Origin of the sequence: Kribbella sp. VKM Ac-2568 (assembly GCF_004345365.1) — a bacterium.
Classification (GTDB): domain Bacteria; phylum Actinomycetota; class Actinomycetes; order Propionibacteriales; family Kribbellaceae; genus Kribbella; species Kribbella orskensis.
On the sequence record NZ_SLVF01000007.1, the window covers coordinates 1 to 24,054 of the forward strand.

27 protein-coding genes are annotated in these 24,054 nt (G+C 66.7%); 11 read left to right on the forward strand and 16 right to left on the reverse strand.

Annotated features, from left to right (window positions below; genetic code table 11):
• From EV648_RS20775 to EV648_RS20785, 3 genes are all read right to left on the reverse strand, one after another.
• On the reverse strand, nt 1-195 hold a 195-nt coding region (locus tag EV648_RS20775), incomplete at its 3' end, for a twin-arginine translocase subunit TatC (RefSeq protein ID WP_241995431.1).
• 9 nt (nt 196-204) lie between these two features.
• Complete coding sequence (locus EV648_RS20780; RefSeq protein ID WP_132294189.1) at nt 205-456, reverse strand: twin-arginine translocase TatA/TatE family subunit; 252 nt, start codon at nt 454-456, stop codon at nt 205-207.
• Nucleotides 457-677: 221 nt separating this feature from the next.
• Nucleotides 678-1,415: a DUF4389 domain-containing protein gene (locus tag EV648_RS20785; protein WP_132294192.1), complete on the reverse strand. Its 738-nt coding sequence runs from the start codon at nt 1,413-1,415 to the stop codon at nt 678-680.
• Between the two features lie 418 nt (nt 1,416-1,833).
• On the opposite strand from EV648_RS20785, the gene EV648_RS20790 reads away from it, so the two are divergent.
• Both EV648_RS20790 and EV648_RS20795 read left to right on the forward strand, forming a co-directional pair.
• Nucleotides 1,834-2,523: a DUF4386 domain-containing protein gene (locus EV648_RS20790; RefSeq protein ID WP_199234731.1), complete on the forward strand. Its 690-nt coding sequence runs from the start codon at nt 1,834-1,836 to the stop codon at nt 2,521-2,523.
• A gap of 85 nt (nt 2,524-2,608) precedes the next feature.
• The gene (locus tag EV648_RS20795; protein ID WP_132294198.1) at nt 2,609-3,211 is read left to right on the forward strand and encodes a hypothetical protein; all 603 of its coding nucleotides are present in this window, start codon (nt 2,609-2,611) and stop codon (nt 3,209-3,211) included.
• A 291-nt stretch (nt 3,212-3,502) separates the two neighbouring features.
• Here EV648_RS20795 and EV648_RS20800 read toward each other — a convergent pair whose 3' ends face one another.
• Complete coding sequence (locus EV648_RS20800) at nt 3,503-4,372, reverse strand: alpha/beta fold hydrolase (protein WP_132294201.1); 870 nt, start codon at nt 4,370-4,372, stop codon at nt 3,503-3,505.
• Between the two features lie 152 nt (nt 4,373-4,524).
• On the opposite strand from EV648_RS20800, the gene EV648_RS20805 reads away from it, so the two are divergent.
• Nucleotides 4,525-6,591 carry a transcriptional regulator gene (locus EV648_RS20805; RefSeq protein WP_132294204.1) on the forward strand — a complete coding sequence of 689 codons (2,067 nt, stop codon included), beginning with the start codon at nt 4,525-4,527 and terminating at the stop codon, nt 6,589-6,591.
• An 82-nt stretch (nt 6,592-6,673) separates the two neighbouring features.
• Here EV648_RS20805 and EV648_RS20810 read toward each other — a convergent pair whose 3' ends face one another.
• The 3 genes from EV648_RS20810 to EV648_RS20820 all read right to left on the reverse strand — a co-directional run bounded on the left by EV648_RS20810 (nt 6,674) and on the right by EV648_RS20820 (nt 8,122).
• A complete protein-coding gene (locus tag EV648_RS20810) occupies nt 6,674-7,006 on the reverse strand; it encodes an Lsr2 family protein (protein WP_132294207.1) in 333 nt (110 codons plus the stop codon).
• 170 nt (nt 7,007-7,176) lie between these two features.
• Entirely contained in the window at nt 7,177-7,656 is a 480-nt protein-coding gene (locus EV648_RS20815) for a universal stress protein (protein WP_132294210.1), read from the reverse strand.
• Between the two features lie 25 nt (nt 7,657-7,681).
• Nucleotides 7,682-8,122, reverse strand: a complete 441-nt coding sequence (locus tag EV648_RS20820; RefSeq protein ID WP_241995432.1) for a MarR family winged helix-turn-helix transcriptional regulator — start codon at nt 8,120-8,122, stop codon at nt 7,682-7,684.
• Between the two features lie 300 nt (nt 8,123-8,422).
• On the opposite strand from EV648_RS20820, the gene EV648_RS20825 reads away from it, so the two are divergent.
• The 6 genes from EV648_RS20825 to EV648_RS20850 all read left to right on the forward strand — a co-directional run bounded on the left by EV648_RS20825 (nt 8,423) and on the right by EV648_RS20850 (nt 13,099).
• Nucleotides 8,423-8,902 carry a DUF3237 family protein gene (locus EV648_RS20825; protein WP_132294213.1) on the forward strand — a complete coding sequence of 160 codons (480 nt, stop codon included), beginning with the start codon at nt 8,423-8,425 and terminating at the stop codon, nt 8,900-8,902.
• Between the two features lie 156 nt (nt 8,903-9,058).
• A complete protein-coding gene (locus tag EV648_RS20830) occupies nt 9,059-10,561 on the forward strand; it encodes a hypothetical protein (RefSeq protein WP_132294216.1) in 1,503 nt (500 codons plus the stop codon).
• 86 nt (nt 10,562-10,647) lie between these two features.
• Entirely contained in the window at nt 10,648-11,523 is an 876-nt protein-coding gene (locus EV648_RS20835) for a GAF and ANTAR domain-containing protein (RefSeq protein ID WP_158294029.1), read from the forward strand.
• Between the two features lie 440 nt (nt 11,524-11,963).
• Nucleotides 11,964-12,698 carry a hypothetical protein gene (locus tag EV648_RS20840; RefSeq protein WP_132187540.1) on the forward strand — a complete coding sequence of 245 codons (735 nt, stop codon included), beginning with the start codon at nt 11,964-11,966 and terminating at the stop codon, nt 12,696-12,698.
• Between the two features lie 18 nt (nt 12,699-12,716).
• Entirely contained in the window at nt 12,717-12,896 is a 180-nt protein-coding gene (locus tag EV648_RS20845; protein WP_132187539.1) for a hypothetical protein, read from the forward strand.
• Entirely contained in the window at nt 12,893-13,099 is a 207-nt protein-coding gene (locus tag EV648_RS20850) for a hypothetical protein (RefSeq protein WP_132187538.1), read from the forward strand. The genes EV648_RS20845 and EV648_RS20850 overlap by 4 nt, the downstream gene beginning before the upstream one ends.
• Nucleotides 13,100-13,372: 273 nt before the next feature.
• Here EV648_RS20850 and EV648_RS20855 read toward each other — a convergent pair whose 3' ends face one another.
• Entirely contained in the window at nt 13,373-14,080 is a 708-nt protein-coding gene (locus EV648_RS20855; protein ID WP_132294222.1) for a VOC family protein, read from the reverse strand.
• Between the two features lie 188 nt (nt 14,081-14,268).
• Between EV648_RS20855 and EV648_RS20860 the strand changes: the two genes are divergently transcribed.
• Complete coding sequence (locus EV648_RS20860; RefSeq protein ID WP_132294225.1) at nt 14,269-14,868, forward strand: hypothetical protein; 600 nt, start codon at nt 14,269-14,271, stop codon at nt 14,866-14,868.
• Between the two features lie 151 nt (nt 14,869-15,019).
• On the forward strand, nt 15,020-15,973 hold the full coding sequence (locus tag EV648_RS20865; RefSeq protein WP_132294228.1) for a LysR family transcriptional regulator: 954 nt from the start codon (nt 15,020-15,022) through the stop codon (nt 15,971-15,973).
• Here EV648_RS20865 and EV648_RS20870 read toward each other — a convergent pair.
• Genes EV648_RS20870 through EV648_RS20905 form a run of 8 tightly spaced genes read right to left on the reverse strand, consistent with a single transcriptional unit; the run spans nt 15,957 to nt 24,051 of the window.
• Nucleotides 15,957-17,096: a VWA domain-containing protein gene (locus EV648_RS20870; RefSeq protein ID WP_199234732.1), complete on the reverse strand. Its 1,140-nt coding sequence runs from the start codon at nt 17,094-17,096 to the stop codon at nt 15,957-15,959. The genes EV648_RS20865 and EV648_RS20870 overlap by 17 nt on opposite strands.
• Nucleotides 17,097-17,136: 40 nt before the next feature.
• A complete protein-coding gene (locus tag EV648_RS20875) occupies nt 17,137-17,838 on the reverse strand; it encodes an SRPBCC family protein (protein WP_132294234.1) in 702 nt (233 codons plus the stop codon).
• Entirely contained in the window at nt 17,835-18,725 is an 891-nt protein-coding gene (locus EV648_RS20880) for a MoxR family ATPase (RefSeq protein WP_132294237.1), read from the reverse strand. Before EV648_RS20880 ends, EV648_RS20875 begins: the two co-directional genes overlap by 4 nt.
• Entirely contained in the window at nt 18,722-19,306 is a 585-nt protein-coding gene (locus tag EV648_RS20885) for an NTP transferase domain-containing protein (protein WP_132294240.1), read from the reverse strand. Before EV648_RS20885 ends, EV648_RS20880 begins: the two co-directional genes overlap by 4 nt.
• A 6-nt stretch (nt 19,307-19,312) precedes the next feature.
• Nucleotides 19,313-20,200 carry an XdhC family protein gene (locus EV648_RS20890; RefSeq protein WP_132294243.1) on the reverse strand — a complete coding sequence of 296 codons (888 nt, stop codon included), beginning with the start codon at nt 20,198-20,200 and terminating at the stop codon, nt 19,313-19,315.
• A 7-nt stretch (nt 20,201-20,207) separates the two neighbouring features.
• Complete coding sequence (locus tag EV648_RS20895; RefSeq protein ID WP_132294246.1) at nt 20,208-22,601, reverse strand: aerobic carbon-monoxide dehydrogenase large subunit; 2,394 nt, start codon at nt 22,599-22,601, stop codon at nt 20,208-20,210.
• A complete protein-coding gene (locus EV648_RS20900; RefSeq protein ID WP_132294249.1) occupies nt 22,598-23,155 on the reverse strand; it encodes a (2Fe-2S)-binding protein in 558 nt (185 codons plus the stop codon). The genes EV648_RS20895 and EV648_RS20900 overlap by 4 nt, the downstream gene beginning before the upstream one ends.
• A 2-nt stretch (nt 23,156-23,157) precedes the next feature.
• Nucleotides 23,158-24,051 (reverse strand): xanthine dehydrogenase family protein subunit M, encoded by an 894-nt coding sequence (locus tag EV648_RS20905; RefSeq protein ID WP_132294252.1) that lies wholly within the window; start codon nt 24,049-24,051, stop codon nt 23,158-23,160.
• Nucleotides 24,052-24,054 lie beyond the last annotated feature (3 nt).

Below are 24,054 nucleotides of genomic sequence, written 5' to 3' on the forward strand. Positions count from 1 at the left end.
CAACTCCTTGACACTGGTGTCGAACGGCTGCTGCAGCAGATCCAGCGCCCAGTTGTAGAAGATCCAGCCGACGACCGCACCCAGCACGATCGCAACCACACACTTGAGCAACCGATTGCGCAGCTCCGTGATGTGCTCGCGCAGACTCATCCGCCCGGCGTCCTCCTCCACCGGATCGAGCTGCTCGACACTCATCGGGGTCTTCTAGCCGCGGTGATCTGGGAGAGGCTCCGCCGACAGTTGCTCGTCCGTACTGCGCTCCGCGGGCCGCGTATCGGCGCCGAGCTCACCATCAGTCTTGTTGCCGTGGGCCCCGACTTCGTCCTCCCAGATTCTCTTCGACCTGCCGAGCTGCCTCACCAGCGCCGGCAGCTTGGCCGACCCGAAGAGCAGCATCACGATCGCGAGGATGACGAGCCACTCCGCTCCCTGCGGCATACCGAGAAGTGCCAACATGACGTCTCCTGTTCCTTGATGGATAGCTCAGGGACAGTCGCGGGACGGCACGACCGACCACAAGGAACTTCGAAGCCACTCGTCCAAGGGATGGGTCGGCTGCTGCCTCAAGGGGTGGGGATTGGCACGAGGTGATCGCCCTGGAGCCCACGAGCGCCACCGACCAGTCGAACACCCGCATCAGTGACTTCTGGCAGATCTCCACCTGGCAGGCCGCCGGGTCAGGGTGTGGTGGGTGTCGGCGTCATGGGATCGACCGGTGCTGGTGCGGGGTCCGAGGTGGGGACATCGACGGGTTCGCTTCCGCCGAGGTCCAGGCGGAATGGGGGGTAGGCGTCGGTCATCAGCGCCGCGTAGCCGGCTACCCGCAGAGCCCACCGGTTCATCCCGACGACCAGGTCGAACAGCGAACGCGGGTAGGAGCCGGTGAAAGCGAGGATGACCGCGGCAATGATCACCAGGATGCCGACCAGACCATTGCTGCCGAGGACGTTCCACTGCCAGTTGTCGGACTGGTTGGCGGCCCATACTCCTCCGCCGACGAAGATGCCGACGATGATGTATTGCGGGATGGCGAGCAACCACCACTTCACCAGGACAAGGCCCCGGGACAGATGCGTCGGGTAGTCCACCGAGAAGTGCGCCGGGTAGTCCTCGACCTCTCGCAGGGTGAACGGCGGGTAGCGGTCTGTTCCGAGTGCTCCGTAGCCGTAATAGGTCACCCGCCAGGACCACCGCAGTACCCCGACGTTGTAGTCGAAGAGCGCTCGCGGATAGCGCCCGGTGAAGAGGATCGAGAAGAACGCAGCCACCCAGGCGACCGCGAAACCGAGCCACAGGAACAGCAGAACGACGTAGTGCGGGATCAGGAGGATCCATTTGACCAGCCACAACCACCTGGACGACTTCGGATCCAGCGCAGTATCAACATGCACCGGGTACACCACAGATGTTGCCATCACAACCATCTCCAAGCGGCCTTGCTCAATGAAACTTAGGTCTTCGTACTGGGTTCCACCCTCAGCGAGGTGGGGTGGTGAGATGCGGCAGCGCTGGGATCGGAGTGACCTCGGCGGCAGGGAAGAACACGCCCGCCACAAGCGCGGTACGTCGCGTGCTGCTCACCATCCTCGGGAGGACAGCCCCTGTCAACGTTGAGATCTTCGAGCATGGACAGGGCTGCTGGAAAGGAACATGCTGAGGTCAGCGCGGTCAGAATTGCGCTAAGTGATCCGTCAGGGTTGCCACGGTTTCGTGTCCGTGCTGGGGGCAGTTCGCATGGACATAATCAGCAGTCAGCAGCACACGAGCGACGCAACACAGCGGTCCATCGCGGAAATGCTCTCTCCGACCGCGTCGCGGCAGAGAATTGCTCGAGTGACCGGGGCTCTGTTCATCGCTTCCACCGTGGCTTTCATGATCGCGGCGACGGTGTTGTCGATCACCTTCGACTGGCCTGACATTCTGCGGCAGCCGCCGGATGTCGTACTGCCTGAGTTCGCGGCAGGTGGGGCGAGTCTGGTGTGGACCTGGTTCGCGGTCGCCTGGACGTACGCAGTACTGGCGGTGCCGATCCTGTTGCTGCCGACCGCGTTGGCTCGTCGTGGAGACGCGGCGCTGCGAGTGGCCACCTACCTGGGGGCTGCGTCTGTCTTGTTGTCGCTGATCGGGTTTCTCCGTTGGGTTTTCGTCGTACCAGCCTTGGCGGATTCCTACATGAGTGGTGATGCGACCACTCGTACGGCGGTGGCTGCGGCCTGGACTGCTCAGCACCAGTACGGCGGAGCGCTGCTGGGCGAGCACCTCGGACAACTCCTTGGCGTCGCCTGGTCGGTGACGGTCAGCGTCATCATCCTGCGCTCCAAGGTGATGCCGGCCTGGGTCGGTTGGCTGGGGCTGCTCGCGAGTGCCTTGTACTTCGTCAACCAGGGCGACATCCTCGCCACCGCGGTCTCCGGATTCCCCGTCTGGGAGCTGGGCGGACTCATCGGAAGTTACCTGTGGGCGGTGTGGCTGCTCGTGCTCGGTGTCCTCCTGCTCAGACGGGTGAACGGCGGTATTCGCTGATCGCCAGGAACACCAGACAAATGCTCGCTGGCCTGGCGACGAGCACCCGCAGTACAAGCCGGTCGGCCTGCGCCGACCTCAGGAGTTGAGCACCATGACCGCATCCGCAGCATCACCGACCTTCCTACGTACCTGGTTGATCTGGACCGCCGGGTTCCTCGCCTTCCCCATCGCCGGTCTTGCCGGTGCCGCGGTGGCGGGCCGCGTCAACGATCCGCTCGCCGCGTTGCTCGGCGGCATTGTCACGGGGATCGTCGTCGGCGCCGGGCAGACGCTGGTAAGCCGCAAGCGGCTCGATCCGCGCAGATGGATACCGGCCACCGCCATCGGCATGGGCATCGGGCTTCTCCTCGGCGCAGCCACTGTCGATTACGGCACCTCGTTGGGCGAACTGGCTCTCATGGGCGCCCTCACCGGCGTCGTCCTCGGCGTGGCGCAAGCCGTGGCCCTGCCACGGCATACCCCGATGGGTTGGGCATGGGCCGTCGCGATGCCCGTCTTGTGGGCGCTGGGCTGGACCACCACCACACTTGGTGGGATCAGCGTGGACAACCAGTTCACGATCTTCGGCGCCTACGGCGCGGTGACCTTCTCGGCACTGTCCGGCCTGCTGCTCCACTACCTGCTGCCGTACCGCGCCGAGGCGGGCCCGGCTTCGACCCAGACACGCATCGAGTCCAAGGCATGAGCCCTCCCGGCTCATTGGCTCATGGAATCGACAAGGCTGGCTCCATCCGCAATTTGACTACTGACAGTGCTGTAACGACCCCACCTGCTCACACGATGTAAGGATTGGATGGCTGGGCGGAGGCAACTCCATCCATCGGCAATCGGGGGGACCTGCGTGCAGGACGATTGCCGACCGTGTCGGCGGCGAGGCAGCGATGCTTCGCCGCCTGCGCTGTTTCTAGGCAGTCGCGCCGATCACCGCCGAACTGGCGGCTGGGGTCCCGATGCTGACAGACGACCTAGTGAGATGTCATTCGGCCAGGAACTTCATCACCAGCTGATTGAAGTCTTCTGGGCGCTCCAGCGGCATCACATGGGATGAACCGTCGCCTGTGATGATCTCGAACCGGGCTCGCGGGATCCCGTCGGCCACCTCGCGCGCGACCCACGGCGGTGTCAGCAGATCCTGCTCACCGACGATCACCAGAGTGGGAGCCTCGATGCCGCCGAGCCGATCGAGGGCGTCGAACTGCAGGTAGGCCTGGGCCTGTCGCCCGTAGGCGTCAGGCTCGACCGGGTTCGGATTGCTCGCCAGCATCGCCATCGTCTCCTGCACCGCCTGCTGATTGCGAAGGAAAGCCGAGGAGAACAGCCAAGTGAACTGCTGACTGCCGAACACCTCTCCGCTGGAGTCGTTGGCCCTGACCCAGTTCCAGATCGAGATCGGGTCGACGGCGCTTCGAGCGGGCGCCGCATTCGGACCCGCCAGCACCAGCCGATCCAGCCGATCCGCATGACGCAGCGCGAACTCCACCCCGATCATGCTTCCCATCGACAAGCCCAGCAGATGGGTGCGGTGGATAGCGAGAGCATCGAGCAGACCGGCCACGTCGTCAGCCATGTCCGCGACGGCGTACGGGCGGTCGGCTCGGGCGCTGCGGCCGGCATCGCGGTTGTCGAGGAGGACGACACGGAACCGGGTAGAGAGAGCTGGGACCTGTTGAAGCGTCCACAGCGATGAGTCATATCCGATCCCCATCAGCAGGACGAGTGGCGGCCCGTCCCCATGAATCTCGTAGTACAGCTCCTGCCCGTTCGTGCGAACGGTGCCCGATCGCGGGACGTCCTTGATGTTCATGGACGTCGGTTCATCTTTCGAAGTGGCGGTAGCGTTGGTCATGAGTCCTCCTCGGACTGCCTCGTTGCCTCGGGGACCCCGTGGTCCCCACCCTGGATGCGTGAGCAAGCCGGTTACGGCGGTAACCCTCACGGTTACGATCGGCGCCGGCTGACCCCCGACCTCCGACCGGCCACGAATTCGGGAGGCGTGCGATGACCGACGGCGCTGGTCCTGGTCTGGTCGAACGCGCCCGTGATGCTGCAGCCAGGGGTGATTGGCAGGAGGCTTTCGACCTGCTCATGGAGGCGGACGCGGAGGGCCTCGTGGCGTCCGCGGATCTACCGCTGCTTGGGGAGGTCGCCTATGCGGCCGGCCATCTCGATGTGACCATCGAGGCGTGGGAGCGAGCCCACGCGGCGTGGGTGCAGGCGGATGACCGGGTCGCCGCCGCAGCTGCGGCCGTTCGCGTCGCGATGCACCTGCTCTTCGACACAGCGCTCATGGCACCGGTGCGCGGCTGGCTGGCACGAGCGGAGCGGCTTCTCGAAGGTCTCCAGAAGACACCCGCGCACGCGTGGTACGCGGTTGTCCGCAGCTATGAGCGGATGCTGACCGGCGACATCGCCGGCGCTCGGCAGTGGGCCCGGAACGCCATCGAGGTCGGTTCGAAGTGTGACCCGGCGGCGCTCGCCATTGCACGAGTGGCAGAGGCACGGGCGCTCATCTTGGACGGCGATGTCCGGCAAGGTCTGGCGCTGCTCGACGAAGCCGGGGTGGCGACGATCTCCGGGGACCTCGACCCGTTCTCGACAGGCGTCGTGTACTGCGAACTCGTCTGCGCGCTTCAGGGCGCAGCGCAGTACGACGTGGCCGAGGAATGGACCGAGGCGATGGAGCGGTGGTGCGAGACGAATGCCATCGGCAGCCTGCACGGACGCTGCCGGGTCCACCGCGCCGAGATCCTCAGGTTACGCGGGTCGTGCGACGAGGCGGAGAGTCAGGCGCTCGTGGCCTGCGAGGAGCTTCGCCCCTACCTGCGACGTGAGCTAGGGTGGCCACTTAACGAGCTCGGACGGATCCGACTTCACAGGGGAGACATCGTCGGCGCGGCGGAAGCCCTGCTGGCCGCTCATCGCGCCGGATGGGATCCTCAACCGGATCTCGCGCTGGTGCGTCTGGCTCAAGGCGACGTGGCCACTGCGGCTGCCTCCATCCGAGACGCTCTCGAGCACCCCTTGCGAATGCCGTCGAAGGAGCGGCCCCCGAACACCGATCTGCAGCGCGCGCCATTGCTCGAGGCACAGGTCGAGATCGAGATCGCGGCCGGAGACCACGAACGGGCTCGATCGGCCGCCGACGAGCTGGAACTCGTAGCCGGGCGATTCGAGAGCAAGGCGTTGTTCGCCGGCGCCGCCCTCGCTCGAGGAAGAGTGCGGCTCGCCGACGGCGATGCGACGGGCGCGGAGCAGTCCTTCTCCGAAGCCGTACAGCTCTGGAACGAAGTCGGCGCGCCCTATGAGGCGGCGGTCGCACGCATGGGCCTCGCCGAAGCCCACCGCGCCAGCGGGAGCGAGCACCGTGCCGTCTTGGAGGACCAAGCGGCGCGCACGATCCTCGCAGAGATCGAAGCCGCCCCGACGGCGCTCCCAGCGGATGACATCGCGCACCGCGACGAACCCACCGAACCGGCTAGGAGCGTCAACACCTTTCGTCGCGAAGGTGACTACTGGACCGTGGTCTTCGAAGCGCAGACCGTCCGCATGCGCGACCTCAAGGGTATGCATTACCTCGCACGGCTCCTCGCCGATCCGGGCCGGGAATATCACGTGCTGGATCTCGTCGGCGCCGAGATTGACAGCGGTGCGCAGGTCGACAGCAGCCAAGGTGCCCGAGTGCCGGGACCGGCACTCGGCGATGCGGGCGAGATGCTGGACGTACGAGCGAGAGACGCGTACCGCCGACGCCTCGCCGAGATCGACGACGACATCGAGCAGGCGCGCGCCATCGGGAACGCCGAGCAAGCCACGCAGGCTGAAGCCGAGCGCGACTTCCTCCTCCGAGAGCTGGCGCACGCGTTCGGCCTTGGTGGTCGCGATCGACGAGCCGCATCCGCGTCCGAGCGTGCTCGAGCCGGCGTGACCCGCGCGATCCGCCAGACGATCACCCGGATGACTGAGCACCATCCCCAGCTCGGCGAGCATCTCAGCCGCACCATCCGCACCGGCACGTACTGCGGCTACCACCCCGACCCTCGCGCCCCCGCCCGGTGGCGGTTCTAGCGTTCGGCCGGCGGCGGCCAAGAATCGCCCCCTGCGTCCCGGTCCGACCCCGGTACGCCACCCGCTGCGGCAGCGACGGAGGCTAGTTCGCTGCCTCGAAGGCTTCGCGGATGTGGTTGGGGACGCGGCCGCGGTCGTTGACCTCGTAGCCGTTGGCGCGGGCCCACTCCTTGATCGTTCTGACGTCTGCGCCTACCTGCGTGCGCCTGACCTTCACACCGCGGCTGGTTCGGACGGGGCGAGCCGCCTCGACGTACGGCGCCAAGATCTTGCGTAGTGCCTTGCTGTTCTTGGTATTGAGGTCGATCTCATAGGTCTTGCCGTCCAGCGCGAAGGTGATCGTGCCTCCCCTGCCGGCTGAGATGGTCGTACCCTCGAGGTCGTCGGTGAGGAGAACCTCTGTTCGCTGCACCATGATAGTCGGCCTCCATCTGCTCAAGAATGTTGCCTATAGCATGCATCAAGACGCCGTTCGATGCGACGATCACGAGCCGGGGACCATCCACTTGTACCGTCGGTCATCACCCTCGACCGCGAACCGGGACAGCGACTTGGCGCGGGAACTCACTTGACGCTCCCCCACGATCAGGGCACGACCACGACGACGGGTGCGTCCTTGCGGCAGGTGAGTCGGTGGCTGAGAGAGCCGGCGAGATGGTGCCGCATCTTCGCGGACCGGCCGACCACGACAAGAGTGGCGTGGACCTTGCGCGCGATGTCAGTGAGGGTCTGGGTGGCGTCGCCGTAGTCTGTGACGAAACTGATCGAGATGCCGATCTCGCGGGCACGAAGCTCTGCTTCGTCCTTGAGCTCGCTGGCAACCTCTTCTCTGAGGTTCTCGGCGCCGGCGTAGTCGTACGGCACGCCGTAAATGGCCGCCGGGTCGGTGAAGGGCATCACGTAGACGACGATGAGTTTGCCGTTGGAGCGCGAGGCTGCCCCGGCTGCCCAGGAGAACGCATCCCAACTGGTCGGCGAACCATCCACTCCGGCGACGATGATCTGTGCGGGGTCGGCCGGGCTCGCGGGATTCGGTGTCCGCTCTACGGCGGCGTCTTGGCTCATGCGATCACCTCATTGATACGGATGGTCAGCCGGTGTGGCTGTCCTGACTTTCGGCGGCAAGCTCGGTCAGGCGGAGCAGCGCCGGCAGCGCCGCATCGAGCGCTTCGGCTTCCTGTTGGTCGAGCTTGTCGATCAACCCCGTGAGCACCGCCGCGCCGGCGTGGCGCATCGCGCGAAGGTGCTGCCGTCCGGCCCGCGTGATGGCGACCAGCACAACCCGAGCGTCGGCGGGCTCGCGGCGGCGTTCGGCGAGGCCGAGCCCTTCCAGCTGAGTCACCAGAGCCGTCATCGACGGCTGGGTCACTTCCTCGTTGACGGCCAGGTCCGTCAACCGCCGCGGGCCGGTGCGCTCCAACGTGGCCAGCGTCGACGCGGCGGTCAGACCAAGGCTGCGGTCCCGGCGCCGGATCACGACGCCGGCTATCGCGAAGAGTGTCTCACCGAGAACGGCACTGTGTTCGACCACGACACAAGTATAGGCGGGCCTATATAGATGCGTTAATGGAACTTGCCGCACGGACCGGCGATCACCACACCGTCTCGGCCTGCGTACAGATCCACCATGGCGCCGGCCCGTCGGGGCATCGCTGGGACCAGATTCCTCTCTGCTGAGAACCAGAAAGTCGCACAGATCCAGCGCCGAGCAGTACTTCGGGAACGCTCAGCTGCTTGACTGGCTGACCGTCGGCTCTGGCAGTGCTCGAGCAGGACGGCGCCGCTTTCAGTACCGGCGGAGGCATCCAACGCATAGACGGAGGTTCAGATCATGACCATCACACCACTACCACCCCCGAAGCTTCGTCTGGTCTTCCACATCGACGCCGTCATCGGCACGCCCGTCGATCTCGGGCAATCCGCCGACGGCCGGCGACGCCGAATCGTGCCCCATGTCGGCGGCACCTTCACCGGCTCGGAACTGACCGGGAACGTCGTACCGGGCATCAGTGGCGACTGGCAGACGATCAACCCGGACGGATCCAGCGTCGGTGACATCCGGATGGGCCTGCACGCCACATCCGGAGCCAACCTCTACCTGCAGATGCGCGCCGTACGCCACGGACCGCCCGAGGTGCTCGCACGGCTAGCGGCCGGCGCGGAGGTCGACGCCTCGGAGTATGTCTTCCGCGCCACCGCACAGATCGAAACCGCTCAACCGGATCTGAACTGGCTCAACCTCGGTGTGTTCACCGTCGTCGCCGGCCGCCGGCCCAACGGGGCGTCCTACGCCGTCTACCTCGTCGAGTAACCGCCCCGATCAAATGAGGAACTGACGAAAGGATCCGTACCCACAGCCGCTCCGCCCGGCCGCACTGTCAGCTACGAACTTCACAGGTTGGCGGCTGGAGAGGAGGATCTGAGGCAAGTGGAGAGTCTTGGGCGCTGTGAGGTCCGGGGGGACGAAATGTCTGTGGAAGCTCATGTGGTGAAGGAAGCCTGGCTCGATCGTGCGCTCCAGAGCGCGGGGGTCGATCGAGCGACTTGGCGGCCCGCGCGTGGTTTCGCCGCGAACCGGCGGACGGTCGAGGCTGTGTATGACTACTACGGCAAGCTGTTCCTGGCGCACTCGCACCTCGAGTGGGCTGGGATGGCGAGCCTGATCGGCCCGTCGTTCTACGCCGGGTTCAAGGATCTCGGATTTCTTCCGGACACCGCCCGCAAGCTGGCCATGGCTGTGTTCGGGCGGCCGGTGAGACACCTGACCGGGTACAGCGTGGCCGATCTGGGTTTCTATGCGACGACATTCCTCCGGATGCAGAAGAAGATCTTCGAGGACCAGGCGACGATGCACGAGGCGTACGTCGCCGGCGGTCTGCCCAAGATCCAGGAGCTCTACCAGCTGCGCATCATCGATGTGGCCACCCTCGAGGCCTGGCGGGACATCGACCGCGGTCAGACGATGAACGATGCGACGCTGATCGCTCGCGGCAACCGCACTCTGCTGTTCCGCGAGCAGTTCGACATCATCGACCGTTTCTACCTCCAGATGCTGCGGCACGATCGGCCGGAGGGGATGCTGTTCACGTATCTGCTGACGCTCGTCGGCGCACCATCGATACCCGGTGTCCACTCTTTCCCTGAGCGGTTCCCGTTCGCGCTGGTCGCGCACCTGCCGCGAGCCGTGATCAGCGTGCGAACACCGCTGGCCAACGGGAACATCGCCGTGTTCGCGAACCGCTGGAAGCTGATCGAGGACGACACGCTGCCGAAGTACCTCGCCTTCGTCCGGGAGCACGCGGATGAGGCACGCAAGCTGGCCGGCACGCCGGTGTCCGAGCGCGCGGTCGGCCAGCGGCTCCTCGAACGCGCCAGCCGCCTCATCACTGGTGCTTTCACCCGGTGGGACGTGGACGTCAGCGCCGGCGGAACTGGAGGCGTCTCCGCGATCCCACCGACGAAGCCGCTGACAGAGGCCTTGACCGAGAATCGGACGATCGATCTGACGAGCCCACCCGGCCGCGCCTCGGCTGGGTTCGACACGGACTCGGACAGCCGGGTCTGGATGAATCCCAACCGCCGGCCATTTGATCTCAGCGTGCTACTGCCAGGCGGGCGGATGTACCGCACGCAGGCGGCGGAGGCGGTGATGCTGAGTTCGACACCGGTGAGCGATCCCGACCGGCTGATGGTGCAGCCACCGGCGGCCGGCCTCGACGCCGATGCCACCCAGCGGCTCATCGCCGAGTACGCGGCCGAGTGGGGCTTCCCCGCCGCCGCTGCAGCGGACTGGCGAGCTGGGGTGAACCGCCGCGTCGGGAGCGACCGCAGCTACAGCACCCATGTGTTCACGCCCGACGATGTCGGCTTCGTCCACCTCGAATTCCAGGTCTCCCACCACGTGACCGAGGGCACCTTCGTGGTGTCGACCTTGTTTTCCTGGCCTAGCACAGTCCGCGCCACCAATTAGGCGACACAGCCAGGTAATGCCGGGGCTGCGGCTCATCGTGGCTCAAGCGGCTTCCGGTGCTGGCTGCTTAACACCGGAAACCTCGGGTGTCGACCCAACTCATTGGCCAGCCGGCGCCCGTGAGGGCCACGGTGCCCTACTTTCCGGAGAACATTCGTCACGGTCAGTACGCGGAATTGCAGATGTCGGACACACGTTGCGCGACCATGCTGAGCTTGGTGCGCGTCCGTCGCCGGTTGGGGCGAGCCGCTTGTGGGCACTCGGCGGGTATGAACGACGAACGCTTGGTCGTCACAGCGCGCAGGCTGGTCGAATCGCTGACTCCTGGTGATCTCGACCATACGCTCGGTCGGATCACCGCGGCGGCCGTCGAAGTGTTGCCCGACGTGGAGTACGCCAGCATCACGGTGCTGCACGGCGACGGCAAGCTGGAGACATTCGCACCGACCGCCGATCTCCTCTGGGATCTCGACGCCGCGCAGTACGAGTTCCGCGAAGGGCCCTGCTACGACGCGGCTGTGGACACGGCGCACGTCATCTCGCCGAATCTGGTCGCCGATGAACGCTTCCCGAAGTACGCCGCGGAGGCATCGAAGGCAGGTATCCGAGCCCAGGCGGGGCTTCGCCTGTACGAGGCGCCCAAATCCCAAGGCGCTCTCAACCTGTACGCCACCAAGGTCGGCGCGTTCGAGGATCTCGGCACGCTCGGCCCGCTGTTCGCCCATCAGGCGGCAATCGCGATCGAGTATGCCCGCGAAGTGCACAACCTTCAGGAGGCGCTGAAGACTCGCCGGACGATCGGCCAGGCCATCGGCATCGTGATGGAGCGCTACCAGCTCAGCGATGCAAGATCCTTCGCGTTTCTCACCCGGCTGTCCCAGCACCGCAACGTCAGACTCAACAAGATCGCCCAGGAACTCGTCGACACCGTCGGAACACGACCTCAAGACGATTCGCGCTGACCCGCCAACGACGTGAGCCGTCCAGCCGACTCATCGCTGATCGGCAGCGACCACCGGTCGACATCCAGGGCGGAAGTGCACTTTCGGCCCGGGTAACAGCGGCGGCCGGTTGCGTTGTCTTCCGACCACGGTGAGGTGGCTATCGCCACGCGTGTTTGTGTCGCCGGTCGCCGGGTACCGGCGGATTGGCTGGGGGCCTGGTACGTGGTCGTGAGATGCATGATCAGAATCAGGGAGGCAGGGACATGGCCGGAACAGGCGCAGCGGGCAGGCTCGTGAAGGCCTGGGGCACAGGGGTGAAGGACTTACCCCGGAATACGAGTTGGCTGCTGTCGAAGGCATTGACGCCGTTGGAAGCGACGAAGGACGCAGCTGGCAGCGCGACCCAGGCGGCGGGAGGCGGCCTCGTGGACATGGCTCGCCACGCAGGAGCTTCTGTCATGGATGTGCTGCCAGTGGGCGACTCGATCGAGCTGAGGCTCCAACGAGCCAGAGCCGCGGCCGACGAGGCCCAACAGGCGGAGGAAGCGGCAGTACACGAGGCCGAGGAGGCGAAGGCGCGCAGCGACGAGGCGCGTCAGGTCGCCGAGCGGTGCCGAGAGTACGTGCGTGAGGTCGAGCGGGAGCAGACTCAGGAGGTCAGCGAGAAGGTCGCCGAAGCCCGCCGTGAGGCCGATGCGCGGGTCGAGCGGGCCCGTGCTTCTGCACAGGCAGACGCCGACCGCGTAGTGCAACGGGCGAAGGCGGAGGCGGACGACCGGGTCTCGAAGGCACGCGAGGAGGCGGAGGCCGCGCAGTCGAAGGCAAAGCAGACAATGGCCGAAGCGACGGCCAGCCTCGCGGAGGCCAGGCGGCTGGCCGACGAGGCCACCGAGGCGACGAAGGCAGCCGCCGAGGAGGCACACCGACAGGCCGCGCAGCTTGCTGCGAACGCCGATCGCGAAGCCAGGAGCGCCGACGAACGAGTGGCCGAGGCCGAAAAGGTCCGATCTCGCGCCCGCGTCCAGCCGAAGCGGAACGGACGGACTCAACGCACCACTGTCGACTTCAGCGAGATGACCAAGACGGACCTGCTGAACCTTGCCACCACCGAGGACGTCAAGGGCAGGTCGGCGATGAACAAGACCGAGCTGGTGACCGCCCTCAAACGCTCGACCGGATCAAAGCGGCGATAGCCAGGAGTGGAGACGACCATGGGACTGTTGCACAGGAAGAGCCGGTGGGAGAAGTTGGTCGAGCCGGTTGCGACCGGCGCTACGACCGCGATGCGCCGTGGGGCTGTACGCAACGGCCTCGCCGCCGCCGCGGCGGCGATCGGCATGAGCGCGGCCAGCGCGGTGGTCTCCTCGCGGCGGCAGAAGGACAAGAAATGAAGCTGCGCAGTCTCGCGGTGTTCGGCGTGGGGTACGTGCTGGGAGCCAAGGCGGGACGTGAACGCTATGTACAGATTGTCGAATCGGTCCAGAGGGCGTCGCAGCGGCTCGACGAGGCGCGCCGGCAACGCGGTAAGCCTCCTTCCCGACGGGGGGAGAGCAACGGGCTCGACAGCTATCTGGACGAGACCAGCCGGAACTAGCACCCTGGCCGGCGGCGCCGTCGTACACACCTCGCTGGTCGCCCGGCTGTTCGGAGTGCGACTCCTGACTGTGGAGGGAACGGTTCTGCTGTCACCGGTATCGTTCGGTGACCCACCACCGGACGTTGCGCGCACGACAACCCGGACCACAGCCCACGTCGACGCCAAAGCCGTGCCCAACGGAATCGGGGCACGGCTCGGTCCGTCGGCGCGGTTGATCGACGAAAGCATCGACGAGCTGCGAGCGCTGGACCACTGAACGAACGGGCCGTGTTATTGCTGTTCGGCCGACGGCTGGAAGGTGCCTATGCAGGCCTTGTTGCCATCTGGGTCGGCGAGGATGGTGGTCCACGGCGCCCGGCTGGCGTCGACGATGGTGGCGCCCGCGGCGACCGCGGCGGCGATGCGCTGGTCGGCGACGTCGTACGGCACCTGGACGTCGACGTGGAACCGCTGCCGTGGAGTCGGGTGCGCATCGGTGTCCTGGAACCACAGGATCGGTACCCGGTTCGTGGCATCGCGTACGTCGTCGCCGATGGTCCCTCGGCCCTGGGCCTCTGTCCCGCCGGTCAGCAGCGCCGACCATACCGGCGCCAGGCTGGTGGCGTTCGCGGTGTCCAGCGCCAGTTCGATCGCCGTGATGGAGCCAGGATCCGCGGCGAGCGACTGCTCGGCGGCGATCTCACTGATCCGCCGCGCGAGGTCGATGTCCTGCTGGGTCACCCACTCGACCTGATGCTCGGTGCCGGCGTCATCGCGGTAGATCGCGTCGTCGCTGATCAGCTTCAGGTCCACCCGAGATGTGTCCATCCGAACCTCAGGATGATGCCCCGCGGCTTCCCCGGCGTCGGCGATGGCGCTGATGAATTGAGCACCCGCGCGGAAGTCCCTGCTGACGAACCGGGCATGCAGCCCCTGACCAAGCTTCCGCCAATCCGTCAGACCGGCCGCGGTGATCTGCTCGCCGCTCAGCATCTCCATGGTGGTGCCTCCCGTCCGCAGGTGATGAGGCGACAGTAGCGCCGGCTATTGCGACGTGTGCAGCGTCGGCACAGAGTCCGGTAACGAAACTCGAGCCCGCTCGAGGCGCTGTGGAGGGTTGATATCGGCACGCGCGACACGGCCAGCAAGGTCCCCCACTTTGACTCTGCCCTGGCTAGATTGATGAAATGGCTGACCTCGGTACCGGCGCTCAGGTAGGTCTTGCTCTCAGTTCCGGTTTCTTCGCACTCGTCGGCGTGGCTCTGAGCCAGTCCCTTTCGAGCCGCAGCCGACGCGCGGAGCTCGACCACGAAGATCGGCGGGAAGCCCAGAAGCAGATGCTTGCCTCGTACTCCGTTTGCCTCGCCCTGGCCACCGAGTTCGACTCGCGACTGGATCTCTTCACGCCGGCACCCCATGAGTTGGGCGCGCTCAAGTCGAATGTCGACCTGCAGACACTGTTTGACGAGCACTCCGCGAAAACCGGAGAACCCTCACCCGAGCTGCCAGATATGGCGCCCTTGGTCGACGGCGCCGCACTTCCTGGTCTCAAGGATCTGCTCGCTCGGGTGACCTCCAGTGCTTCCACCGTTGAGATCGTGGGCTCGGCCGCTGCGTCGGAGGCGGTCCGAGACCTTGTCAGAGCCCAGCGCTACTGGCTCCTGTCCCTGGAACGCGATGATCCTGCCGCTGCGGCCGACGGCCTCATTCAGGCCAGGCCGTTGCTGGCCGGGTTCCGACGAGTGCTTGCCAACGACTTCGACCCCAAAGCCTCTCTGACTCCATAGGATCGCCAACGCCACGATTCAAGGACCCCCGAATCAGGCACGCAGTACAGCACTCGCAGGTGCGGCGGACTGCACTCTATTCCCCCGCATCTGCGGAGGGGGTTTCGTGTCGCGATCCAACGGGGCGGCGCGGCTTTACGATGACGGCACTGTGACTCCTACTCAGCTTCGTGCCTTCTCGGCGGTCGTCCGGCTCGGGTCGGTGAAGGCGGCTGCCGCAGAGCTCCGCGTCACCGAGGCGGCGGTCTCTTTGCACGTCGGTCAACTGCGCAAGGAACTCGGCGACAAACTCTTCACCCGCACCGCCTCCGGCCTCGCGTTCACGCCGGGTGGCCTTCGTCTGGCGAGCCGCGCCGCTGAGCTGCTCGGACTGCAGGACCGGACCATCCTGGAGGTCAGCCAGGCCGGCCGCGGCCGGAGGATGATGCGGCTGGCAGCTTCCACCCTCTTCGCGGAGCATGCGGCACCCGGCCTGATCGAGTTGTTCGCGGGCCGTGCCAACGACCTTGATGTCGAGCTCAGCGTGCACCACCCACGCGAATTCGCCGCCCTGCTGTCGGATCGCGTGGTCGATGTGGCGCTCGGCCCCGTGCCCAGTGGGTTGCCTGACTCGATCAGGCGGGTCGCCTTCCTGAACTACCGGATCGTGGCGGTTGCCGGGGTCAACCATCCGGTTTCGGCAGTCCCGGCACGACCGGCTCAGCTCCGCGAACAGACCTGGTTGCTCGGCCCGTCCGCGGTCACCGACGGCGTGGTGACAGCGATGCTCCGCCGGCTCCAGATCCCGGAAAGCCGGCAACAGATCTTCCAGAGTCATGCCGCGGCAATCGACGAGGCCAAACGCGATGGCGGAATCGCCGTGACGCTCTCGTCCGCGGCGGCCAATGATGTGGCCGGGGGCCGCTTGACGATTCTCACGGGACGCGGGCTGACCGCGGCCGGAGTCTGGAACGCGATGACGCTGCCGAGCCATGCCCTCGTCCCCGCGGCCGCGGAGCTGACCCGTTTCATCACTACTCCCCGAGCCACCCAGGCGATGCTCCGCGGCTCAGGCGTGAACGTCGGCCACTTCCGCCCGTCGATCCACGTCACCTTGTGGAGCTGACCACCTCCTCCAATGCACGCAGGGTGTGCCCCGACAACAGTTCATCGCAGTACGGCCGGGCCGCGGCCATCCCACCGGCCAGCGGCTGGTAGCCGGGAGCCGCCGCACGGGGGTTCATCCAGATCACCCGATAGGCGCGCCGGTACAACCTGGCCATCACTCGACCGAGTTGTTCCGGATCATCGGAATCCCAGCCGTCCGAGGCGATGATGACGACGGCTCCCCGCACCGCCGTCCCATGCCGCGACCGCAGCAACGTCCGCAGGTTCCCGGCGATCCGGGTCCCGCCGAACCGGTCCGCGACCAGGTTCGTCGCCTGCTGCATGGCGACCGACACGTCGTGGTGGGCCAGCACTGTCGTGAGTCTGGTCAGCGTGGTGGCGAACGCGAACACCTCGGCGTCGGCCGACACTGTCGCGGCACGCATCAGATGCAGATAGGTCCGGGTGAAAGCCTGCATGGACTGGCTGACATCGCAAACCATCACCAGCCGCCGCGGCTTGTCCAGCTGTCCTTTGCGGACCAACTCGGACGGCTCCCACCCGGTACGCCGTGCTGTGGCGAGAGTGGCTCGTAGGTCGATCCTGCGCCCCGACGTACGACGTACCAAGCGGCGGCTGCGGCGGGTCGGCCAGTGGTTTCGTGCTTCCTCCAGCCAAGCGCCGACCGCCGCGAGCTCGGCAGGGTCGAGCTCGTCGAAGGGTGTGTCGAGCAGACCGGTCAACCGGCTCGGGAGGCGCTCAGGAATACCAAGTGCCAGGTCGGTCTCCGCGGCCGACCCGGTCACCGCGGGCAAGGTGACCCAAGGCAGTCCAGCACCATCCTGCTCAGCGGAACCAGTCGCCGGGACCTTCACGTTGACATCGCTCGCGCCGGCGGCGGTACTGCGCGGCTGCCTTCGGGCATTTGGATCCACCGGGAGCATCGCGTCGGCGAACACGGCGGCGAAGACAGCGTCGTACGCCGCGAGATCGCGCTCGTCGCGCACCAAGGTGATCCGGCTCAGCCAGTAGAGCCGTCCCCGGTCGATCGGTGGCAGCACCGCCAGAGAACGGCTGAAGGTCTCGGTGGCGGTGAGATCGACCGCGATGCCGGCGCCACGAAGCCGCTGGGACAAAGCCACGGCGAAGGCCGCGCGGTCGATCGCGCGGAGCAGGACAGACTCAGCGGGCGACGAGATAGACGATCACCGCCAACACAACGACGACGCCGAGCAGCACAGGCAGCAGACGTTTCGCCACCGAGCCCCCAGCGACCTGCATCAGATCAAGCGCGGCAGGCTCCTCCGCGTTCGTCACGCTGCCGCCTCCAGCCCCCTGCGCGGCGGTTGCCGGCGATGGCGAGGTCTCAGCCGGTGGCGTCACAACAGAAGCTGCTTGCCCAGGGGCGGCGGTTGGTCCCTCTTCGGTCCGGCCCAGATCATCTGCGGCGAGTTTGGCTTCCAGACAGTCGACGAACTGGCCGAGGAGTTTCTCGGACACCTGTTTGATCATGCCGCTGCCGAACTGGGCGACCTTGCCGGAGATCTTCAGGTCGGTGTCGATGCTGACCACCGTCTTGTCGCCGTCGGCGCGCAACCCGGCGCTGATCAGCGCGGACGCATTCCCCGCGCCGCGAGAGTCCTTGCCGCGGGCATCGATCACCGCGCGGTACGCCTGGTCGTCCTTCTCGGCGAACCGGGCGGTGCCGGAGAAGTCGCTGATCACCGGACCGAGCTTGACGCGCACCTTGCCCTGATAGGTCTCGCCGTCGAACCCGGTCAGCTGCGCCCCCGGCATACAGGGGGCGATGCCCTCCAGATCGGTCAGTACTCGCCAGGCCTGCTCAACCGGCACGCTGACGGTGAACTCGTCGGTGACCTTCATCGGACCCCTTCGATCGGTTCGAACAGTTCGGCGATCGCGTCCCGGTCGTCTGGCGTCTTGGCGATCGCGCCCAACGTGCGCAGGCCGTCCTCGCGGCCGAGCGACGAGGCACCCAGCACCGTGAGCGCCGACACCCAGTCGATGGTCTCGGCCAGTCCTGGCGCCTTGTCGAGGTCCAGCCCACGAGCTCTGCCGACGAACTCGGTCGCACTCGCGATCAGCGCCTGGTTCGCCGTCGGCACCCGGCGGCGCACGATCCTGACCGCCCGTGCGGGCTCCGGGAACTCGATCCAGTGATACAGGCAGCGCCGCCGGAGCGCATCATGCAGCTCGCGGCTCCGGTTCGACGTCAGTACGACGTACGGCCGGCGCGCCGCGGTGAACGTGCCGAGCTCGGGAATCGTCACCGACGCCTCCCCGAGGAACTCGAGCAGCAGTGCCTCGAACTCGTCGTCAGCGCGATCGATCTCGTCAACCAGCAGAACTGGCGGAACCGGACCTGTTGCGCGGACAGCGCGCAGGATCGGCCGTTCGGACAGGAACTCCTCGGTGAACAGATCCGCGTCCGCGAGCTTCTCGTGGCGAGACTCGGCCAGCCGGATCGCCAGCAACTGACGCTGGTAGTTCCACTCGTAGAGGGCCTCCCCCACCGTCAGGCCCTCATAGCACTGCAGCCGGATCAGAGGTGCCTCGACCGCTGCTGCCAGGGCGATCGCCGAAGCAGTCTTGCCGACACCGGGCTCTCCCTCGAGCAGCAACGGCTGTCCGAGCGTCGACGCGAGAAACAGGGCGGTCGCGGTCCCCTCGTCGACCAGATGATCGACCGCGTCGAGGCGGCTGATCACCTCCTCGGGGTCGGCGAACGGGCCGCCGGCGAGTCCTGTCATGTCTCCGCCCCCCGCGCCAGCAGAGCCCGGTAGCCGTCCCAGTCGTCGACGTCCAGCGGAATGTTGCCCGAGGCCCGTACTTCCGTGACCGGACCGCGGCCGGACTCGATCAGCTTCCAGACCCCCTTGTCCCCGTGGAGGCCGGCCAGGTCGCCGAACACCTCCCGCCCGAACCAGAACGGATGCCCGCGCCCATCGTCGTACCGGCTGACGCCGATCGCGGTTCGAGCGTGCCCTACCAGTGACCGGACGGTGGCATCGGTGACTCCCGGCTGATCGCCGAGCAGCAACACGATCCCGTCCGATCGCGGATCCACTGCCGCCAGAGCCGTCACGAGGGACGACGAGCAACCTGTACCGAACGCTGTGTTCTCCACGATCTCGGCGCCGCTCAGGTCCACCTGGTCACGCACTTGGCCGGCGGCTCCGCCCAGCGTGACGATCAACTGGTCGAAGTCGCATTCCCGAGCGGTTCGGAGGACCGAATCCAGCAGAGTGCTGGCGCCGTACGGCAGCAGTTGCTTCGGTTCGCCCAAGCGTCGCGAGCCACCCGCCGCGAGAACCAGGCCTGTGACGAACACCGCGTCTCAACCCGCGACCTGTACTGCGTAGGCGTCCCGGCACCCGGTTCCACAGAACCAGTACTCGACTCCGTCGACCACCAGGTGGGGAGTCTCTGGGGTAACCACCACGGTCATGCCGCAGACCGGATCGATCACCTGGACAGGCGCGACAGGAGCTACGTCGGCCGTCGGGTGCAGGTTGTCCACCCGGATCGCCCGGACCAGTTCGGCCAGGACAGACAGGGCGATCTCCCCCGCCGTCTCGGCGCCCAGCTCGAGGCCGACCGGAGTACGGACCCTGGACCGTTCCTCGTCGGACAGGCCGAGTTCGGCCAGTACGGCCTCTCCTCTCTTGCCGCTGGCAACCAGGCCCACATAGCCGACCCCGGCATCCAGCGCTGCCCGCATCGGACCGAGTTCGTCGCGCCCTAGACCGGCAATGACGACAGCCGTGGTTCCTGGGGCCGGGGGCTTGCCGTCCAACCGGTCGATCGCGAAACCCGCCGCCGCCCCGACCGTAGCGATCGCTTCGGCGATCGGGGTGTCCCCCACGACTCCCACCAGTGCTGCCGGGATCTCAGGATGCAGGAAGATCTCCACCGCACCTCCGCTCAGACAAGGATTGGTGACGACCCTGGCCCCGGGGACATCCGGGAATCCAGTTGCATCCTCCGGCAGGATCCGGAGCAGAACCGCTTGACCGTCGGTCAGAGCCGAAAGTGCAGCTGACCGGACCGAGCCCTCCGTGCAGACACCGCCGACGAAGCCCTCTAGCGAGCCGTCCGCGAGCACTATCGCGTCGTCACCCGGCCGGGCCGAGGTCGGGCTCTCGGCTCGGACGACCACGGCGTGGACGAACGGCACCCGGGCGCCGGTCAGCTCGGCCACCCTGCTCGCCACTCGCTGAGTCATCGCCGGCTCACACCGGTGGGGTCGGGTGGCCTTGCATGGCGTCCCAGACGCGGGACGGCGTCAGCGGCATGTCGGCGTGCCGGATGCCGTACGGCTTCAGCGCATCCACGATCGCGTTCACGACGGCCGGCGGCGACCCCACCGTCGCCGACTCACCGATGCCCTTGGCGCCGATCGGGTGGTGTGGCGACGGAGTCACAGTGAAGCCCGTCTCCCAGTCCGGCACCTCCAGGGCCGTCGGGATCAGGTAGTCCATCAGCGATCCGCCCAGACAGTTGCCTTCCTCGTCGAACGCGATCATCTCCATCAAGGCCATCCCGACCCCGTCGGTGAGGCCGCCGTGGACCTGCCCCTCGATGATCATCGGGTTGATCCGGGTCCCGCAGTCATCCACCGCGATGAACCGGCGGACCTTCACCTCGGCCGTCCCGGGATCGATGTCGACCACGCAGATGTAGGCGCCGTACGGGTAGGTGAGATTCTCCGGGTTGTAGCAGATCTGGGCCTCGAGCCCACCTTCGATGCCGTCGGGCAAGTCACCAGCGCCGTGCGCCCGCATCGCGATGTCCTGGATCGTCACCGCGCTCGTCGGGTCGCCCTTGACGTGGAAGGAACCCTTGGTCCACTCCAGGTCGGCCACCGAGACCTCGAGCATGCCGGAGGCAATGATTCTCGCTTTGTCCCTCACCTTCCTCGCGACCAGGGCCGCGGCCGCTCCTGACACCGGCGTCGATCGGCTGCCGTAGGTGCCCAGCCCGAAAGGTGTGTTGTCGGTGTCGCCGTGGACGACCTCGATGTCGGCCGGCGGGATGCCGATCTCCTCGGCGACGATCTGCGCGAACGTCGTCTCATGCCCCTGTCCCTGCGTCTTCACCGACAGCCGTACGACCGCCTTGCCGGTCGGGTGGACCCGCAACTCGCAGCCGTCTGCCATGCCGAGACCGAGGATGTCCATGTCCTTGCGAGGCCCCGCGCCGACCGCCTCGGTGAAGAAGGCGACGCCGATCCCCATCAACTCGCCCCGCGCACGCTTCTCGGCCTGCTCCCGCCGCAACTCGTCGTACCCGGCCATCTTCATCGACAACCGCATCGTCGTCGCGTAGTCGCCGGAGTCGTAGACCCAGCCGGTCTTGCTCTTGTACGGGAACTGCTCGGGTCTGATGAAGTTCTTCAGCCGGAGCTCGGCCGGATCCATCTCGAGCTCGTAGGCCAGGCAGTCGACTATTCGCTCAACCAGGTAGACCGCCTCGGTGATCCGGAATGAGCAGGCATAAGCGACACCGCCCGGCGCCTTGTTGGTGTAGACCGCGGTCATCTTGCAGTACGCCGCTTCCAGGTCGTAGCTGCCGGTGAAGACCCCGAAGAAGCCGGCGGGGTATTTCACCGGGGCCGCGGTGCCGTTGAACGCCCCGTGGTCGGCGAGCACATTGGTGCGGATGGCAAGGATCTTCCCGTCCTTCGTCGCGGCGATCTCACCCTGCATGATGTAGTCGCGGGCGAAGCCGGTGCTGACCAGGTTCTCCGACCGGTCCTCCATCCACTTGACCGGCTTGCCGAGGACCAGTGACGCGACGATCGCGCACACGTAGCCGGGGTAGATCGGCACCTTGTTGCCGAAGCCGCCGCCGAGGTCCGGCGCGATCACCCGGATCTTGTGCTCCGGAAGTCCCGAGACGAGCGCGTAGACCGTGCGATGGGCATGCGGAGCCTGACTGGTGGTCCACAGTGTCAGCTTGCCGTCGACTCGTTCATAGTCCGCGACACAACCACAGGTCTCCATCGGCGCCGGATGCACCCGGGGGTAGACGATGTCCTGTTTCACCACCACATCGGCCTTGGCGAACACCGCCTCGGTGGCCGCCTCGTCGCCGGTCTCCCAGTCGAAGCAATGGTTGTCGGTCTTGCCTTCCAGGTCGTCACGGATCACCGCGGCGTCGGCAGACAACGCAGTACGGGCGTCGATGACCGGGGCGAGGATGTCGTAGTCGACATCGATCAGCTCGAGCGCGTCGCGAGCGGCGTACCGGTCCTCGGCGACGACGAAGGCGACCTCCTGGCCCTGGAAGCGGACCTTGTCAGTGGCCAGTACCGCCTGGACGTCGTTCGACAGGGTCGGCATCCAAGCCAGGCCCTTCTCCGCCAGGTCGGCACCAGTGATCACTGCCTTCACCTTCGGGTGAGCCTGGGCGGCAGTGACGTCGACACTGACGATCCGGGCGTGGGCCACCGGCGACCGCAGGATCGCCAGATGCAGCATGCCGGGCAGCTGGATGTCGTCGCAGTATTTGCCCAGCCCGCGGATGAAGCGCGGATCCTCCTTGCGCAGCATCCGTCCGTGGCCGATCGGCTTCTGATCGTTGTCGTCGAACTTGTCCACCGGGCGGGCATCCAGCGTGGTCATGTGATGCTCCCTGCACGTTCCGGAACTGCCTCGGTCGCCGGGTCGGGAACCTCCAGGTCGGCCGGCTCTGCCTCGGGCTGGTTCTGGTCGACACCGTTCGGGTGGGTAGCGGCCCAGCGAACGGAGCGGACGATCGTGGCGTAGCCGGTACAGCGGCAGATCTGCCCAGAGATCGCCTCGCGGATCTCCTGCTCGCCCGGATCGGGATTGCGGTCCAGCAGTGCGCGGGCCGTCATCATCATCCCCGGAGTACAGAATCCGCACTGCAGCCCGTGGCACTGCATGAACCCCTCCTGGACCGGGTCAAGCCCATCCTCGGTTTCGAGCCCCTCGACGGTGCGGACCTCGTGGCCGCCGGCCATCGCCGCGAGCACGGTGCACGACTTCACCGGCTCGTCGTCCATCCAGACCACACACGTCCCACAGTTGCTGGTGTCGCAGCCCCAGTGCGTCCCGGTCAGCCGGAGCTGGTCGCGGAGGAAATGCACCAGCAGCGTCCGGCCCTCGATCTCGGCGGCCACTTCCTCGCCGTTCACGGTCATCGTGACCTGCATGATCAGCTCTCCTCCAGAGATCGGGGACCACTGTTGATCCGGTCCACCGCGGTCCGCAGCGCCCGCTGGGTCAGCTCATCGGCCAGATGCCGCTTGTACTCCGCGCTGCCGCGCATGTCCGTCACCGGGTCGCAGCTGGCGGCGGCGATCTCTCCCGCACGGCGGTAAAGGTCCTCCGATGGAGGACTGCCCCGCAGTGCTTCCGAGATCGCGGGGATGCCGGTGGTGTTCGGCCCGACCGCGGCCAGCCCGACGCGGGCATCGCTGATGACGCCGTCCTCGAGCCACACCGCTGCACCCGCCGATACCACGGCCCAGTCACCGGCGCGCCGCTCAACCTTGTGATAGGCGCTCGATCCACCCGGGCGAATCGGCAGACGGATCTCGATCAAGATCTCGTCCTCCCCCACGGCAGTCTCGTACGGCCCCCGGTAGAACTCGTCCATCGTGACGACCCGTTCCCCCGACGGGCCGCGAATCACGCAGCTCGCGTCGAGCGTCGTACAGACGGCTGAGAGGTCTTCGGACGGATCCGCCTGGCACAGCGAGCCACCGATCGTGCCGCGGTTGCGGACCACCGGGTCGGCGATCACCTTCTCCGCGTCGCGAAAGATCGGGAAGGCCTCCGCCAGCTCCGCCGACTCGAGCAACTCGCGGTGCCGGGTCAGCGCCCCGACCCTGACCTGGCCGGGCTCCACCGTGACGTACCCGAGCTCGCCGTGGAGGTCGTTGATGTCGATCAGGTACTCGAAGTTGGCCAGCCGGAGCTTCATCATCGGCAGCAGGCTGTGGCCGCCGGCGACCAGCCGAGCCGTGCTCCCCAACCGCTCCAGCAATCCGATGGCCTGATCGACACTCGTCGCACGTTCGTATTCGAAGGGCGCTGGAACCTGCATACG

Coding starts and splice junctions, on each gene's coding strand:
- EV648_RS20780 (WP_132294189.1), bottom strand. CDS start 456: ATGTTGGCACTTCTCGGTATGCCGCAGGGAGCGGAGTGGCTCGTCATC.
- EV648_RS20785 (WP_132294192.1), bottom strand. CDS start 1,415: ATGGCAACATCTGTGGTGTACCCGGTGCATGTTGATACTGCGCTGGAT.
- EV648_RS20800 (WP_132294201.1), bottom strand. CDS start 4,372: ATGACCAACGCTACCGCCACTTCGAAAGATGAACCGACGTCCATGAAC.
- EV648_RS20805 (WP_132294204.1), top strand. CDS start 4,525: ATGACCGACGGCGCTGGTCCTGGTCTGGTCGAACGCGCCCGTGATGCT.
- EV648_RS20810 (WP_132294207.1), bottom strand. CDS start 7,006: ATGGTGCAGCGAACAGAGGTTCTCCTCACCGACGACCTCGAGGGTACG.
- EV648_RS20815 (WP_132294210.1), bottom strand. CDS start 7,656: ATGAGCCAAGACGCCGCCGTAGAGCGGACACCGAATCCCGCGAGCCCG.
- EV648_RS20825 (WP_132294213.1), top strand. CDS start 8,423: ATGACCATCACACCACTACCACCCCCGAAGCTTCGTCTGGTCTTCCAC.
- EV648_RS20830 (WP_132294216.1), top strand. CDS start 9,059: ATGTCTGTGGAAGCTCATGTGGTGAAGGAAGCCTGGCTCGATCGTGCG.
- EV648_RS20840 (WP_132187540.1), top strand. CDS start 11,964: ATGGATGTGCTGCCAGTGGGCGACTCGATCGAGCTGAGGCTCCAACGA.
- EV648_RS20845 (WP_132187539.1), top strand. CDS start 12,717: ATGGGACTGTTGCACAGGAAGAGCCGGTGGGAGAAGTTGGTCGAGCCG.
- EV648_RS20850 (WP_132187538.1), top strand. CDS start 12,893: ATGAAGCTGCGCAGTCTCGCGGTGTTCGGCGTGGGGTACGTGCTGGGA.
- EV648_RS20855 (WP_132294222.1), bottom strand. CDS start 14,080: ATGGAGATGCTGAGCGGCGAGCAGATCACCGCGGCCGGTCTGACGGAT.
- EV648_RS20860 (WP_132294225.1), top strand. CDS start 14,269: ATGGCTGACCTCGGTACCGGCGCTCAGGTAGGTCTTGCTCTCAGTTCC.
- EV648_RS20875 (WP_132294234.1), bottom strand. CDS start 17,838: ATGAAGGTCACCGACGAGTTCACCGTCAGCGTGCCGGTTGAGCAGGCC.
- EV648_RS20880 (WP_132294237.1), bottom strand. CDS start 18,725: ATGACAGGACTCGCCGGCGGCCCGTTCGCCGACCCCGAGGAGGTGATC.
- EV648_RS20890 (WP_132294243.1), bottom strand. CDS start 20,200: ATGACTCAGCGAGTGGCGAGCAGGGTGGCCGAGCTGACCGGCGCCCGG.
- EV648_RS20895 (WP_132294246.1), bottom strand. CDS start 22,601: ATGACCACGCTGGATGCCCGCCCGGTGGACAAGTTCGACGACAACGAT.
- EV648_RS20900 (WP_132294249.1), bottom strand. CDS start 23,155: ATGCAGGTCACGATGACCGTGAACGGCGAGGAAGTGGCCGCCGAGATC.
- EV648_RS20905 (WP_132294252.1), bottom strand. CDS start 24,051: ATGCAGGTTCCAGCGCCCTTCGAATACGAACGTGCGACGAGTGTCGAT.